Annotated in this window: 11 protein-coding genes; 2 read left to right on the forward strand and 9 right to left on the reverse strand. The window is 60.5% G+C overall.

Annotated elements, in window-relative coordinates; all coding sequences use genetic code 11:
- Positions 1–23: 23 nt before the first annotated feature.
- The 6 genes from C4J89_RS06620 to C4J89_RS06645 form a co-directional block, all read right to left on the reverse strand.
- The gene (locus tag C4J89_RS06620; RefSeq protein ID WP_124361656.1) at positions 24–320 is read right to left on the reverse strand and encodes a DUF2282 domain-containing protein; all 297 of its coding nucleotides are present in this window, start codon (positions 318–320) and stop codon (positions 24–26) included.
- Between the two features lie 253 nt (positions 321–573).
- Positions 574–1,275, reverse strand: a complete 702-nt coding sequence (locus tag C4J89_RS27380; RefSeq protein ID WP_065932826.1) for an ABC transporter ATP-binding protein — start codon at positions 1,273–1,275, stop codon at positions 574–576.
- 1 nt (position 1,276) lies between these two features.
- Positions 1,277–2,044 (reverse strand): high-affinity branched-chain amino acid ABC transporter ATP-binding protein LivG, encoded by a 768-nt coding sequence (gene livG / locus C4J89_RS06630; protein ID WP_027604424.1) that lies wholly within the window; start codon positions 2,042–2,044, stop codon positions 1,277–1,279.
- Positions 2,041–3,294: a high-affinity branched-chain amino acid ABC transporter permease LivM gene (locus C4J89_RS06635; protein WP_124361657.1), complete on the reverse strand. Its 1,254-nt coding sequence runs from the start codon at positions 3,292–3,294 to the stop codon at positions 2,041–2,043. The genes livG and C4J89_RS06635 overlap by 4 nt, the downstream gene beginning before the upstream one ends.
- The gene (gene livH, locus C4J89_RS06640) at positions 3,291–4,214 is read right to left on the reverse strand and encodes a high-affinity branched-chain amino acid ABC transporter permease LivH (RefSeq protein ID WP_003231100.1); all 924 of its coding nucleotides are present in this window, start codon (positions 4,212–4,214) and stop codon (positions 3,291–3,293) included. The genes C4J89_RS06635 and livH overlap by 4 nt, the downstream gene beginning before the upstream one ends.
- Positions 4,215–4,443: 229 nt before the next feature.
- Entirely contained in the window at positions 4,444–5,571 is a 1,128-nt protein-coding gene (locus C4J89_RS06645) for a branched-chain amino acid ABC transporter substrate-binding protein (RefSeq protein WP_027604422.1), read from the reverse strand.
- Positions 5,572–5,911: 340 nt separating this feature from the next.
- Between C4J89_RS06645 and C4J89_RS06655 the strand changes: the two genes are divergently transcribed.
- Positions 5,912–6,214 (forward strand): DUF2288 domain-containing protein, encoded by a 303-nt coding sequence (locus tag C4J89_RS06655; RefSeq protein ID WP_124361659.1) that lies wholly within the window; start codon positions 5,912–5,914, stop codon positions 6,212–6,214.
- 204 nt (positions 6,215–6,418) lie between these two features.
- On the opposite strand, the gene C4J89_RS06660 is transcribed toward C4J89_RS06655, so the two are convergent.
- Both C4J89_RS06660 and C4J89_RS06665 read right to left on the reverse strand, forming a co-directional pair.
- Positions 6,419–8,683, reverse strand: a complete 2,265-nt coding sequence (locus tag C4J89_RS06660; RefSeq protein WP_124414040.1) for a bifunctional diguanylate cyclase/phosphodiesterase — start codon at positions 8,681–8,683, stop codon at positions 6,419–6,421.
- A 137-nt stretch (positions 8,684–8,820) separates the two neighbouring features.
- Positions 8,821–9,189, reverse strand: a complete 369-nt coding sequence (locus tag C4J89_RS06665) for a YkgJ family cysteine cluster protein (RefSeq protein WP_124414041.1) — start codon at positions 9,187–9,189, stop codon at positions 8,821–8,823.
- 252 nt (positions 9,190–9,441) lie between these two features.
- Here C4J89_RS06665 and C4J89_RS06670 point away from each other — a divergent pair, with 252 nt between their 5' ends.
- The gene (locus C4J89_RS06670) at positions 9,442–10,785 is read left to right on the forward strand and encodes an MFS transporter (protein ID WP_124414042.1); all 1,344 of its coding nucleotides are present in this window, start codon (positions 9,442–9,444) and stop codon (positions 10,783–10,785) included.
- 164 nt (positions 10,786–10,949) lie between these two features.
- On the opposite strand, the gene rapA is transcribed toward C4J89_RS06670, so the two are convergent.
- On the reverse strand, positions 10,950–13,796 hold the full coding sequence (gene rapA / locus C4J89_RS06675) for an RNA polymerase-associated protein RapA (RefSeq protein WP_124414043.1): 2,847 nt from the start codon (positions 13,794–13,796) through the stop codon (positions 10,950–10,952).
- Between the last annotated feature and the right edge of the window lie 193 nt (positions 13,797–13,989).

Raw genomic sequence — 13,989 nt, forward strand, 5'->3', positions numbered from 1 at the left:
CAGTACTCAGGTCGCGCTGGGCTTCAGGACTTTGCGGTGAAAGCGGCTTCCTGGCCGAAACCGGTCGGCGAGGTCGTGCTTGGGGTTTTCAGGCAGGTACCGGCTGGGACCAGTTTCCAGGCGTTGGCCTGGTCCTTGGTTTTGGACGTACCGGCGCACGAGGTGCCAGCGCCGGCGGCGCAGTCGTTCTTGCCGGCCTCGGCGATACCGAAGCATTTCTGCATGTCGTCGGCAGCATGGGCGGTGGTGGTCAGGGCGGACAGGCTCAGGGTCGAACCGAGGGCCAGGAGGAGGGCGGCAGCGGACAGTTTGGTGGTCATGGGGTATCTCCAGCAGTGGTTGAGTTGGCAAGCTTGATTGCCTGCTTGCACCACTAGAGAGAGGGGGACGAACTTCGTTACAAGCCAGCCGGAAAAAATTTAGAAAACGCGGGTTTAAGGATCACACAAAGCAAATGTGGGAGGGGGCTTGCCCCCGATGGCTGAGTGTCAGTCAATATAGTTATCAACTGACCCACCGCTATCGGGGGCAAGCCCCCTCCCACATTGAGTACCGGTTCATCCAGCAACCGTTTTAACCGCCCAGGTAGGCCTCACGCACCTTCGGATCGGTCAGCAACTGCTCGCCAGTGCCTTGCATCACCACCCGGCCGTTTTCCAGCACGTAGGCCCGGTCGGCAATTTTCAGGGCCTGGTTGGCGTTCTGTTCCACCAAAAACACCGTTACCCCGTCCTTGCGCAGTTGCTCAATGATGTCGAAGATCTGCTGGATGATGATCGGTGCCAGGCCCAGGGACGGCTCGTCCAACAGCAACAGCTTGGGCTTGCTCATCAACGCCCGCCCGATGGCGAGCATTTGCTGCTCGCCGCCGGACATGGTGCCGCCGCGCTGGCTGAAGCGCTCCTTGAGCCGAGGGAACAGGTGCAGCACCTTGTCCATCTGTTCCTGGTAATCGCCCTTGTCGGTAAAGAACCCACCCATGGCCAGGTTCTCTTCCACGGTCAGGCGCGAAAACACGCGACGGCCTTCCGGTACCACCGCAATGCTCTTGCGCATGATTTCGGCGGAGTGCTTGCCCACCAGCTCTTCACCCATGTAGCGGATGCTGCCGCTGTGGGCCTGGGGCGAGCCGCACAGGGTCATCAGCAACGTCGACTTGCCAGCGCCGTTGGCGCCGATCAGGGTCACGATCTCGCCCTGACGCACTTCCACGTTGACGCTGTGCAGGGCCTGGATCTTGCCGTAGAAAGTGGAAACGTTTTCGAATTGCAGCATTTTACGCTTCCCCCAGATAGGCTTTGATCACTTCGGGATTGTCGCGGATCTGCTCCGGCGTCCCGTCGGCGAGCGGCGTGCCCTGGTTGATCACCACGATATGGTCGGAAATGCTCATGACCAGTTTCATATCGTGTTCGATCAACAGCACGGTGGCATTGTTTTCCTCACGCAACACGCCGATAAGCGCCTTGAGGTCTTCGGTTTCCTTGGGGTTCAAGCCCGCTGCCGGTTCGTCGAGCATCAGGATCCGTGGACGGGTCATCATGCAGCGGGCGATTTCCAGGCGACGTTGCTGACCATAGGCCAGGGTGCCGGCCGGGCGGTTGGCAAACTCGGTGAGATTGACCTTGTCCAGCCAATACGCCGCGTACTCCATGGCTTCGCGCTCGCTCTTGCGGAACGCCGGGGTCTTGAACAGGCCTGCGAAGAAGTTGGTGTTCAGGTGACGGTGTTGGGCGATCAACAAGTTCTCGACCGCTGTCATGTCCTTGAACAAGCGCACATTCTGGAACGTGCGCACCACGCCCTTGCGGGCGATCTCGTGACCGGCCAGGCCCTGGATCGGCTGGCCGTCCAGCAGGATACTGCCGCCGCTCGGCTTGTAGAAACCGGTGAGGCAGTTGAACACCGTGGTCTTGCCGGCGCCATTGGGGCCGATCAGCGCGACGACCTGCTTCTCTTTGACGGTCAGGGCGACGCCGTTGACTGCGAGCAAGCCGCCGAAGCGCATGCTCAGATTTTCGACTTTCAGGATCTCGCGGCTCATTTGCGCAGCTCCATGTGTGGACGTTGCATGGGCAGCAGGCCTTGGGGGCGCCAGATCATCATCAGCACCATCATGGCGCCGAACATCAACATGCGGTACTCGCTGAACTCTCGCATCATTTCCGGCAGCAGGATCATCACGATCGCGGCCAGAATCACACCCAGCTGCGAGCCCATGCCACCCAGTACCACGATGGCGAGGATGATCGCCGACTCGATGAACGTGAACGACTCCGGGGTCACCAGGCCTTGGCGTGCGGCGAAGAAGCTGCCAGCGAAACCGGCGAAGGTTGCCCCAAGGGTGAAGGCCGAAAGTTTGATGACTGTCGGGTTCATGCCCAGTGCACGGCAGGCGATTTCATCTTCGCGCAGCGCTTCCCACGCGCGGCCAATCGGCATGCGCAGCAGGCGGTTGATCACGAACAGTGCCGCCAGTGCCAGCAATAGGGCAACCAGGTACAGGAACACCACTTTGCTCACCGGGTTGTAGGCAATCCCGAAGTACTCGTGGAAAGTCTGCATGCCCTCTGCGGCGGTGCGGTCGAACGACAGCCCGAAGAACGTTGGCTTGGGGATGCTGCTGATGCCGTTGGGGCCGCCGGTGATATCGGTGAGGTTACGCAGGAACAGACGGATGATTTCACCGAAGCCCAGGGTCACGATCGCCAGGTAGTCACCGCGCAAACGCAACACCGGGAAGCCCAGCAGGAAGCCGAACGTGGCCGCCATCAGGCCAGCGAGTGGCAGGCAGACCCAGAAGCTCCAGCCCAGGTAGTGCGACAGCAGCGCGTAGGTGTAGGCACCCACCGCATAGAAGCCCACATAACCCAGGTCGAGCAGGCCGGCCAGGCCCACCACGATGTTCAGGCCCAGGCCCAGCAACACGTAGATCAGGATCAGGGTGGCGATGTCGACTGCACCGCGCGAGCCGAAGAACGGCCAGATCAACGCGGCCACGATCAGGCCGATGATGATGTAGCGCTGGGTGCGCGGCAGGGTCAGGAATTGGCTGACCTTGGGCGACACCAACGGCGCACGGTTGCCCTTGAACAGGGCGCCGACCTGCTGGGTGAACAGCACGCGCAGGAACATCAGCACCGAGCACAGGGCGATGATGGTTAGGGTCACAGGGCCGGTGCCATGCACTTCCAGGTTGATGCCGACAATGCTCAGCTTGAGGCCGAGTACCGGGAAGGCCACGGCCCACACCAGCAAGGCGCTGAAAAACGCCGATTTAAGATATCTGCTCATACTTTCTCAACCTCCGGACGGCCCAGGATGCCGGTCGGACGGAACAACAACACCAGGACCAACAAGCCGAACGCCACGACGTCCTTGTACTGGTCACCGAAGATATCGGCGCCAAAGGCTTCGGCCACGCCCAGCACCAGCCCACCGAGCATGGCGCCCGGAATACTGCCGATGCCGCCCAGTACCGCTGCGGTAAAGGCCTTGAGCCCCACCAGGAAACCAGCGTTGGGGTTGATCACGCCGTACTGCATGCTCAGCAACACGGCGGCGACTGCGGCCAGCGCGGCACCGATCACGAAGGTCAGGGCAATAATGTTATTGGTGTTGATGCCCAACAGGTTGGCCATCTTGATGTCTTCGGCGCAGGCCCGGCAGGCGCGTCCCAGACGAGAGCGGGAAATGAACAGCGTGAGGCCGAGCATCGCCACCAGGGTGACGACAAAGACCAGGATCTGCATGTAGGAAATCAGCACTTCTTGCGCACCACCTGGGCCGAAGGAGAAGCTCCCTGGGATCAGGTTGGGAATGGACTTGTCCTTGGAGTCCTGGGACAGCAATACGGTGTTCTGCAGGAAAATCGACATGCCGATGGCGGAAATCAGCGGGATCAACCGGTTGCTGCCGCGCAAGGGGCGGTAGGCAACGCGCTCGATACTGTAGCCATAGGCACTGGTCACGACGATCGATGCCAGGAACGCAGCGGTCATCAACAGCGGCAGGGAGTGGATACCCATCATGGCCAGCCCGGCAAGGGCGATGAAGGCCACGTAGGAACCAATCATGTACACCTCGCCATGGGCGAAGTTGATCATTCCAATGATGCCGTAAACCATTGTGTAGCCAATGGCTATCAAGGCGTAGGTGCTGCCAATGGTCAGGCCATTAACCAGCTGTTGGAAAAAATGATAGATCTCAGGCATTACAGCGCTCCTAAAAACCCGATACGCATTTCACTGGTGGAGTCATGTTCCGGCCCTGCGCTGTGTTCTGCGAGCACATTTGCACAAAGCGTTTGCCAGCGAACCGCTGGTGACGGTTTTAAGATTTTCAGGTGAGCCAGCGCCCGGATCGCGGGTGACATGGCCCATAAACCTCGTAAAACAAAGCCCACTGCTCTCACAGTGGGCTTGTTGACCAGTAACGCCTGGCTTACTGAGGGGAAACTTCGGTTTTTGGTTTGCCGAAGTGCCATTCGTAGACCACGAATTTGAAGTCCTTCAGATCGCCCTTGGCGTCGAAGCTCAGCTCGCCGGTCGGGGTCTTGAAGGTACCCGCGTGGATGGCTTCGGCCACCTTGGCGGTGTCTTCGCTCTTGGCAGCCTTGATGCCGCCGGCGATCACTTCGATGGCCGAGTAGGCCGGGAACACGAACGGACCGGTTGGGTCCTGCTTGTTCTTGGCGAACTCTTCAACGATGGCTTTGTTGGCCGGGTCGGTGTCGAAGGATTTAGGCAGGGTCACCAGCAGGCCTTCGGAAGCGCCCTGGGCGATTTGCGAGATGGAGTCGTTGCCGACGCCCTCTGGGCCCATGAACTTGGCGTTCAGGCCTTTTTCCTTGGCTTGGCGCAGGATCAGGCCCAGCTCAGGGTGGTAGCCGCCGTAGTAGACGAAGTCGACGTTGGCTTGCTTGAGTTTCTGGATGATCGAGGAGAAGTCCTTGTCGCCGGCGTTCAAGCCTTCGAAGACGGCAACCTTGGTGCCTTTCTTCTCGAGGGTCTGCTTGACGGCGGTGGCGATGCCTTCACCGTATTGCTGCTTGTCGTGCAGTACGGCAACGATCTTCGGCTTGACGTGGTCGGCGATGTAGTTGCCGGCCGCCGGGCCCTGGGCGCTGTCCAGGCCGATGGTGCGGAAGATCAGCTTGTAGCCACGGGCGGTGATTTCCGGGCTGGTGGCCGCCGGGGTAATCATGATGACGCCTTCGTCTTCATAGATATCCGAGGCTGGCTGAGTGGAGCTGGAGCAAAGGTGACCGACCACGAACTTGACGCCATCGTTGACCACTTTGTTGGCGACGGCAACGGCTTGCTTCGGATCGCACGCGTCGTCGTATTCCTTGGCTTCAAGCATTTTGCCGTCGACGCCGCCCTTGGCGTTGATGTCGGCGATGGCCTGCTTGGCACCCATGAATTGCATGTCGCCATATTGCGTTACAGGCCCGGTCTTGGGGCCGGCGATGCCGATCTTGATGGTGTCGGCTGCGAACGAATGGCCGGCAACCCCAGCCAGGACCATAGCGGCAAACAGTTTGGAAATCTGCTTAGTAGCCTTATTCATAGTGCTCCACTCTTACTGTTGTATTTTTTATAGTTCTAGCGGCCTTGTGAGCTGCAGAACCGGATCAGATATCTCGGATATCCCCCGGCGATGCCCTGGCAACTGTACCGGTACAGTGTAGAGCGCCGGTTGATCGCTTGGAAAGCTGGCTGCTGGGGGCAAAACCGAGTTGTGTCGCTTAAATGAAAGAAAAAGACAGAATTGCGGCGGGGTAATGCCAGCCTTTCGAGCATTCCTTGGCTTTTCCGACACTTTCAATCGCCAGCTTATTTGCTACTGGGTTTTTCCAACTGAGACACGACGTTATGATTGCGCCGATTTTTTACTCAGGTGAACTCCCATGACGCAAGAACCTAGCACCCTCTATGCCAAGCTGCTCGGTGAAACCGCCGAAATTTCCTGGAAGGAGCTTGAACCGTTCTTTGCCAAGGGTGCCCTATTGTGGGTCGACGCCGGCCTGGATTTGATCGAAGCGGCCGAAGCGATGGCCGAAGACAATCGCGAGAAAGTCGCTGCCTGGCTGGCTGCGGGGAGTCTTGGCGAAGTGTCTGCGACGCGGGCGGTGGACTTGGTCACGCGTGACCCGAGCCTGTGGGCGGTGGTGGTCTCGCCGTGGATTTTGATCCAGGAAAGGGCAGCGTAAGAATTCAGCGAGCCAAATAGGTGCACGGCTCGCGCCTGCGCAAGTGTGTAGCGGAGTAACCGCTTCCGCCGTGATGGCACGTTGCCGTAGAGAAAGGTCACAGGTGACGGTGACGTTAACGTCACGGGAACAGTTGGAGCGCTGGCGTAACGGCTGGGAAATTGTTTCAAGGTATTGGCGCCTGACTACTGGCAGCCTGCCACGTCAGCGGATGGGCCTGACAACTGAAGGCGGACTGATGCACGCCGGGGCAGGTTCTTTTGGCGGCGGCGCCTCTTTATTACCGTCTGCGCTGAATGTGTGGAGTGGGTTGCGTATCTGCATGCCTTGCATGACGCCAATGATGTCGCTGAGGGCCACCGCCGGGCTCAGCAAATAACCCTGAATGAAATCGCAGCCATGCTGCTGCAACAGCTCGAATTGCGCCTGGGTTTCCACCCCTTCGGTCACCACCTCCAGGTGCAACGTATGAGCCATGGCAATGATGGCCTGGACAATTTCGCTGTCGGCGGTGGACCTGGGTATGTCCTGGATAAACGTCCGGTCGATCTTCAAGGTGTTGAGCGGCAGGCGCTTGAGGTAGGCCAGGGATGAATAGCCGGTGCCGAAGTCATCGATCGCCAGGGATACGCCCAAGGCGCGGATTTGCCGCAGCAGGGCCAGGGTGCTGCTGATATTGCCCATCAATGCGTTTTCGGTGACTTCCAGCTCCAGGCGATTGGCGGCAATGCCGGCAAAGCGCAGGGCCGCTTCGATTTCATCCGCCAGTTCATCACGGGCCAGGTTCAGGGCCGAGCAATTCACGGCCATGGTCAACTCGCTATAGCCGCGATCAGACAACAGGCTCAAGTCATGACAAGCCTGGCGCAATACCCAGTGGTCCAGTTCGGCAATCAAGCCGTTATTCTCGGCAATCCCGATAAACCGGTCCGGCGCCAGCAACCCATGTTGTGGGTGCTGCCAGCGCACCAGGGCCTCCAGGCGCGTGACCTTGCCGAGCTTCATGTCGAAGATCGGCTGATAAAACAGTACCAACTCATTGCGCCCGCGCAGGGCCGCGCGCAGTTGCTCTTCAAGTTGCAGCTCAAGGAAAGCGCGGGTTTTGAGGTTGGAGCTGAAGAAGTGCAGGCTATTGCGGCCAGCGTCCTTGGACTGGTAAAGCGCCAGGTCGGCGGTTTTCAGCAGTTCTTCACAGGTTTGGCCATCATCGGGAAACAGGCTGATACCGATGCTGGTAGTCATGACCATGCGTCGGCCTGCCAACTCGATGGGTTCTTTCATTTTTTGCATGATGCGCTGGGCCATGTGCCGCGCTTCGTCGCGATGATGGATATTGATCAAAATGCAGAATTCATCCCCGCCAAAACGCGCGACCACATCGGCATGGCTGCGTACCGAGCCTTTGATATGGCTGGCCAGCACGGAGAGCAACTGGTCACCGGCATCATGCCCAAGGCTGTCGTTGATGCGCTTGAAATGATCGATGTCGAGGAAGATCACCGCCATCATGCCGCGGGTCGCGGTTTTTTCCGCGACCTTTTCCGCGAAGATCTGGTTGAAGCCACGCCGGTTGAGCAAGCTGGTCAGCGCGTCGTAATGGGCCACCTGTTGCAACGAGGCTCGGGCCTGGTCCAGCTCGCTGAGCAGTGCGTTGACCCGGCGCAAATCGCGTTCCTTGTGCTGCAGCTTTTTGTCGGCCAACGCTGCGCTGATGCTGCTGCCGATAACCAGCAAGGTGATCGTCGCCACCGACAGGCTCAGTTGCAGCGGATTGTTATCGACGGGCAACGACAGATCCGCCCCGTCCGGTATCAGCATTTGCATGGCCGCCATGCCGGTGAAATGCATGCTCAGGATGCCGGCGCCCAGCACCAGGCTGGCGGCGTACTTGAGCAATTGATGAAACACGCCGGTACCGTCGCGCAGGTAGCTCGACAGCAACAACGCTGCCAGGCTCGCGCCGATGGCAATCGCGACCGAGGCCATGAGCAGCCCGGAGTCGAAGTAGGCCTGGGCCTGGGAGCGCATGGCTGACATGCCGACGTAGTGCATCAGCGCGATACCCAGTCCCATCCACACCGAGGCCAGCAGGTATTGATGGAGCCGCAGGTGCGCATGACTGAGGGTTTGCATGGCGAACAGCGAAGCGATCAGGGCAATCACCAACGAGGCGAAGGTCATCAGCAATTCGTAATGAATGGCGACGGGGGCCTGGAATGCCAGCATGCTGATGAAGTGGGTCGACCAGATACCGCCCGCCAGGCAACCGGCGCCCAACCAACACCAGCGACGGCGGGCGGTGGGGTCTTCGACATGACCGACGCGCTCGGCCATGTCCAGCGTGCCAAAGCCGGCCGCGCAGGCGACCAGGTACGCCAGCAGCACCAGAAAGGGGTTATGACTGCAATTGAGTAATAAGTGCCCGTTGTCTGGAAGGTCGGTGAAAAAGTGCAGTCCCAGCCATTCCATAGCGTGTCCCGTCATAGTGTCGCGTCATTGCCTCAGGCGATGACCTATGAGGTCGAGTATAGAAGCCTCGCGGGATTTGCCAGGAATAATGGCACTTTGATACAACTCTTTTTGCATGCCAGTCATAGCGTTTGATGCTAAGCGCTGATGGGCAAATCCAGCTCAAAAAGCGGCTCGTCGAGCGGCGCCAGGCCGAAGGCGGCACGGGCAGCATCGCAATCGGCGTTCTGCACGCCCTGGCTCCAGGAGGCGTCGAACTCGCGGCAGGGGCTTGAGCGCTGTTCATAAATTGAACAGCGCGTGCCTTTGCCCACTTCACCCACGAGGCTGCAGCAGCGTGCGGGCTTCTGGTCGGTGCCGATCATCGCCACGCGGGTGGGGTTGATCTGCACCACCAGGTCATCGGGCACGGTGCCGCCCGATGAGGCGCATTCGCCCCAGAAGAAAGACACACGAAAGTATGAACAGCAGGCACCGCAATTCAGACACGGACTGGCTTCGGACATGGGCGTCATCGATTAAGGATAGGTAAGGGGGGACTGCGGGAAGGCTCGCCATTCTATCCGGGCGCTGGCCATTGGGAAGGGGGGCGCACACATATATTTTTGTAGGGAAAGCCCCGTAATGCCGGGTGAAATCACGTCCTATCAGCTTTACGAATCATTACAGACAAGCGCCGCCAGCCTGACTATGTTGCAGATACCTGAGCAGGATGCAGTGGGCATCGCAGCTCTCATAACAATAAAAGAGACGGACCCATGCAGAACTCGACCCAAGCGGCGAATGCCTGGCGCATTCTGTTCCTGCTGTTCCTCGCCAACCTGTTCAACTTCTTCGACCGAACCATTCCCGCGATCATCATCGAGCCGATCCGCATGGAATGGCACCTGAGCGACTTTCAGCTCGGCATCATCGGCACCTCTTTCACCATCGTCTATGCCATCGCCGGGCTACCGCTGGGGCGCCTGGCCGATACCGGCTCGCGCAGCAAATTGATGGGCTGGGGCTTGTTTGCCTGGAGCGGACTGACTGCGCTCAATGGCCTGGCCGGCAGTTTCTGGAGCTTCCTGGTGGTGCGCATGGGCATTGGCATCGGGGAAGCCAGCTATGCCCCCGCCGCCAATTCATTGATTGGCGATCTGTTTCCCGCCCACCGCCGCGCGCGCGCCATGGGCATTTTCATGCTGGGCCTGCCGTTGGGCTTGTTGCTGGCGTTCTTCACCATCGGCTGGATGGTCAAGGCGTTCGACAGCTGGCGGGCGCCGTTCTTCATCGCCGCCGTACCGGGGCTGATCCTCGCGGTATTCATGTTCTATATCAAGGAGCCGAAACGCGGCGCGGCGGAAACGGTGCAAGTGCCCCAGGAACGCGTCGACCGCCCGATCCGCCGCGTACTCGCGGTGCCGACCTTCCTGTGGCTGGTGCTGGCCGGGCTGTGCTTCAACTTCGCCACCTATGCGTGCAACTCGTTCCTGGTGCCGATGCTGCAGCGTTACTTCCTGATGCCGTTGCAGGACGCAGCGGTGGCCACCGGTGTCATCGTCGGTGTGACCGGCCTGGTGGGCCTGACCTTGGGCGGCTGGATTGCCGACAAGATCCATCAGCGGGTCGCCAATGGCCGGCTGCTGTTTGCCGCGTGCAGTCTGATCATCTCCACGCTCACCACCGCCTGGGCATTGCATGCCGGACGGATCGAGATCGGCGTGTTCGTCGCGCTGTTCAGTGTGGGCTCGTTATTTGCCTATAACTTTTATACCTGCGTGTACACAGCGATCCAGGACGTGGTTGAACCGCGCCTGCGGGCCACGGCCATGGCGTTGTTCTTTGCCGGCTTGTATCTGCTGGGCGGGGGCATGGGGCCGATTGTGGTGGGCGGGCTGTCTGATCACTTTGCGCATGCGGCGATGTATGCGGCGGGGGCCGAGCAGATGACCGAGGCCTACAAGGCCGTAGGTTTGCACGACGCCATGTACCTGATTCCGGTGGCGTTGTTCTTGACCATGCTGTTTCTATTCCAGGCGTCGCGCAGTTTTGTGCGCGATGCCAAGCGGATGAAAGAGGGGTTAAGCGCGGTGGAGGTGCCGGCGTTGGCTACGGCTTGAGATCGCGGTGACTCTATCGGGGCAAGCCCCCTCCCACATTTGAACTGTGAATACATTCGAGTGTGGGAGGGGGCTTGCCCCCGATGAGGCCCTTACAGCCACAGCCATTTGCCAGTGAATAAAAAAGGCCCGCATTGCGCGGGCCTCTCTCATTCAGCGCAGGATCAACCCGCGACCAACACCCGAATCGCTTCCAGTCGCAACGCCGCCTTGTCGAGCATGGCCAGGCCTTGCTCGCGCTGGTTGCGCAGGGCGACCAGCTCGCTGTCGCGTACGGTCGGGTTGACCGCTTGCAGCGCCGTCAAGCGCGCCAGCTCTTCGTCAGTGTCTGCCGCCAGGCGACGCTTGGCCTCGGTCACACGTTCGGCGTGACGCGGGGCGATTTTCTCTTCGCCGGCATTGATGCGCGGCGTCAATTGGTCGCGCTGGGCCTGCACGAATTTGTTGGCGCTGGCCCGGGGCACGCTTTCCAACTGCTCGTTCAAGGTCACGAACGACACGCGGCCGGACAGGTCATTGCCGTTGGCATCCAGCAGGCAGCGCAGCGCTGCCGGTGGCAGGTAGCGACCCAGTTGCAGCGAGCGCGGGGCAACCACTTCGCTGACATACAGCAGTTCTAGCAATACGGTGCCCGGCTTGAGCGCCTTGTTCTTGATCAGCGCCACGGCAGTGTTGCCCATGGAACCGGACAGCACCAGGTCCATGCCGCCTTGCACCATCGGGTGTTCCCAGGTGATGAACTGCATGTCTTCACGGGACAGCGCCTGGTTACGGTCGTAGGTGATGGTCACACCTTCGTCGTCGCCCAGGGGGAAGCTGGCGTCGAGCATCTTCTCGCTGGGCTTGAGGATCAGCGCGTTTTCCGAATGGTCTTCGCTGTCGATGCCGAAAGCGTCGAACAGGGTTTCCATATAGATCGGCAGGGCGAACTGGTCGTCTTGCTCGAGGATGTCTTCGACCAGCGCATCGCCTTCACCGGCGCCGCCGGAGTTGAGCTCCAGCAAACGATCGCGCCCGGTGTGCAGCTCCTGCTCCAGGCGCTCGCGCTCGGCACGGGCTTCGTCGATCAGGGCCTGCCATTCGCCGTCGTCGGCGTTTTCCAGCAGCGGCAGCAGGCGCGGGCCGAACTGATGCTGCAAGGCGTTGCCGGTCGGGCAGGTGTTGAGGAACGCGTTCAGCGCTTCGTGGTACCACTGGAACAGGCGCTCTTGCGGGCTGGTTTCCAGGTATGGCACGTGCAGTTCGATCACGTGTTTCTGGCCGATCCGGTCCAGGCGGCCGATGCGCTGTTCCAGCAGGTCGGGGTGCGACGGCAGGTCGAACAGCACCAGGTGGTGGGAGAACTGGAAGTTACGGCCTTCACTGCCGATTTCCGAACAGATCAACACCTGGGCGCCGAACTCTTCATCCGCGAAGTAGGCCGCGGCGCGGTCGCGCTCGAGGATATTCATGCCTTCGTGGAACACCGTGGCCGGAATGCCGGAGCGTACGCGCAGCGCGTCTTCCAGGTCCATGGCGGTTTCGGCGTGGGCGCAGATCACCAGGACCTTGGTGCGCTTGAGCATTTTCAGCTGGTCGATCAGCCACTCGACGCGCGGGTCGAAGCGCCACCAGCGGTTGTCTTCCTCGATGTCCGGCTGCGACTGGAAGCTGACTTCCGGATACAGCTCGGCATGTTCGCCCAGGGGCAACTCCATGTATTCATCTGGGTTAGGCAGCGGGTAGGCGTGCAGTTTCCGCTCGGGGAACCCCTGTACGGCAGCGCGGGTGTTGCGAAACAGCACGCGGCCGGTGCCGTGGCGGTCGAGCAGTTCACGCACCAGGCGCGCGCTGGCCTCGCTGTCGCCATCGTTGACGGCGGTAAGCAAGGCTTCGCCTTCATTGCCGAGGAAACCCTGGATGGTTTTGTGCGCGGCGGGCGACAAGCGGCCCTTGTCCAGCAGCTCCTGCACGGCTTCGGCCACCGGGCGGTAGTTCTCGCTCTCGGCGCGGAAGGCGTGCAGGTCGTGGAAACGGTTCGGGTCGAGCAGGCGCAGGCGCGCGAAGTGGCTGTCCTGGCCCAGTTGTTCCGGCGTAGCGGTGAGCAGCAACACGCCGGGAATCACTTCGGCGAGTTGCTCGACCAGCGAGTACTCGGCGCTGGCTTTTTCTTCGTGCCACACCAGGTGGTGGGCTTCGTCGACCACCAGCAGGTCCCAACCGGCCGCGAACAGCGCGTCCTGGGCCTTCTCGTCGTCCACCAGCCATTCCAGGGCGACCAGCGCCAGCTGAGTGTCTTCGAACGGGTTGGTGGCATCGCTTTCGATAAAGCGCTCTTCGTCGAACAGCGCAACCTGCAGGTTGAAGCGCCGGCGCATTTCCACCAGCCACTGGTGCTGCAGGTTTTCCGGGACCAGGATCAGCACGCGGCTGGCACGGCCCGACAGCAGCTGGCGATGGATCACCAGGCCGGCTTCGATGGTCTTGCCCAGGCCCACTTCGTCGGCGAGCAATACCCGTGGCGCGATACGGTCAGCGACTTCACGGGCGATGTGCAGTTGGTGGGCAATCGGTTGCGCACGCACGCCGCCCAGGCCCCACAGTGCGGACTGCAATTGGCGGCTGGTGTGTTCCAGGGTGTGGTAGCGCAGCGAGAACCAGGCCAGCGGGTCGATCTGCCCGGCGAACAGGCGGTCGCTGGCGAGGCGGAACTGGATGAAGTTGGACAGTTGGGTTTCCGGCAGGGTGACCTGTTCGTTCTGCCCGTTGAGGCCGTGGTACACCAGCAGGCCGTCGACGTCGTCGACTTCCTGCACGGTCATCTTCCAGCCTTCGAAATGGGTGATGCTGTCGCCCGGCGAAAACCTCACGCGGGTGAGGGGCGCATTCCGTAGCGCATACTGGCGGGTGTCGCCAGTGGCCGGATAGAGCACGGTCAACAAGCGGCCGTCCTGTGCCAGAACGGTGCCTAACCCCAGCTCTGCTTCGCTGTCACTAATCCAGCGTTGCCCCGGTTGATACTGCTGCGCCATGCTGCCTGACTCCCGCCGTGAAAAAGCCGACTATCTTAACGGAACAAGGCTCCACGCCCAAGGACTCTAACAAAAAGTACTCTGACAAAAACTACTGCGTCAGCGTCCAGGCCCGCAGGCCGAATCGACGGGTGGCGGGCACTCATAAGTGTCGACTGGGTCACAGCTTGGCCAGCCAATGTTCAAGTCGCCC

Source organism: Pseudomonas sp. R4-35-07 (assembly GCF_003852235.1).
Classification (GTDB): domain Bacteria; phylum Pseudomonadota; class Gammaproteobacteria; order Pseudomonadales; family Pseudomonadaceae; genus Aquipseudomonas.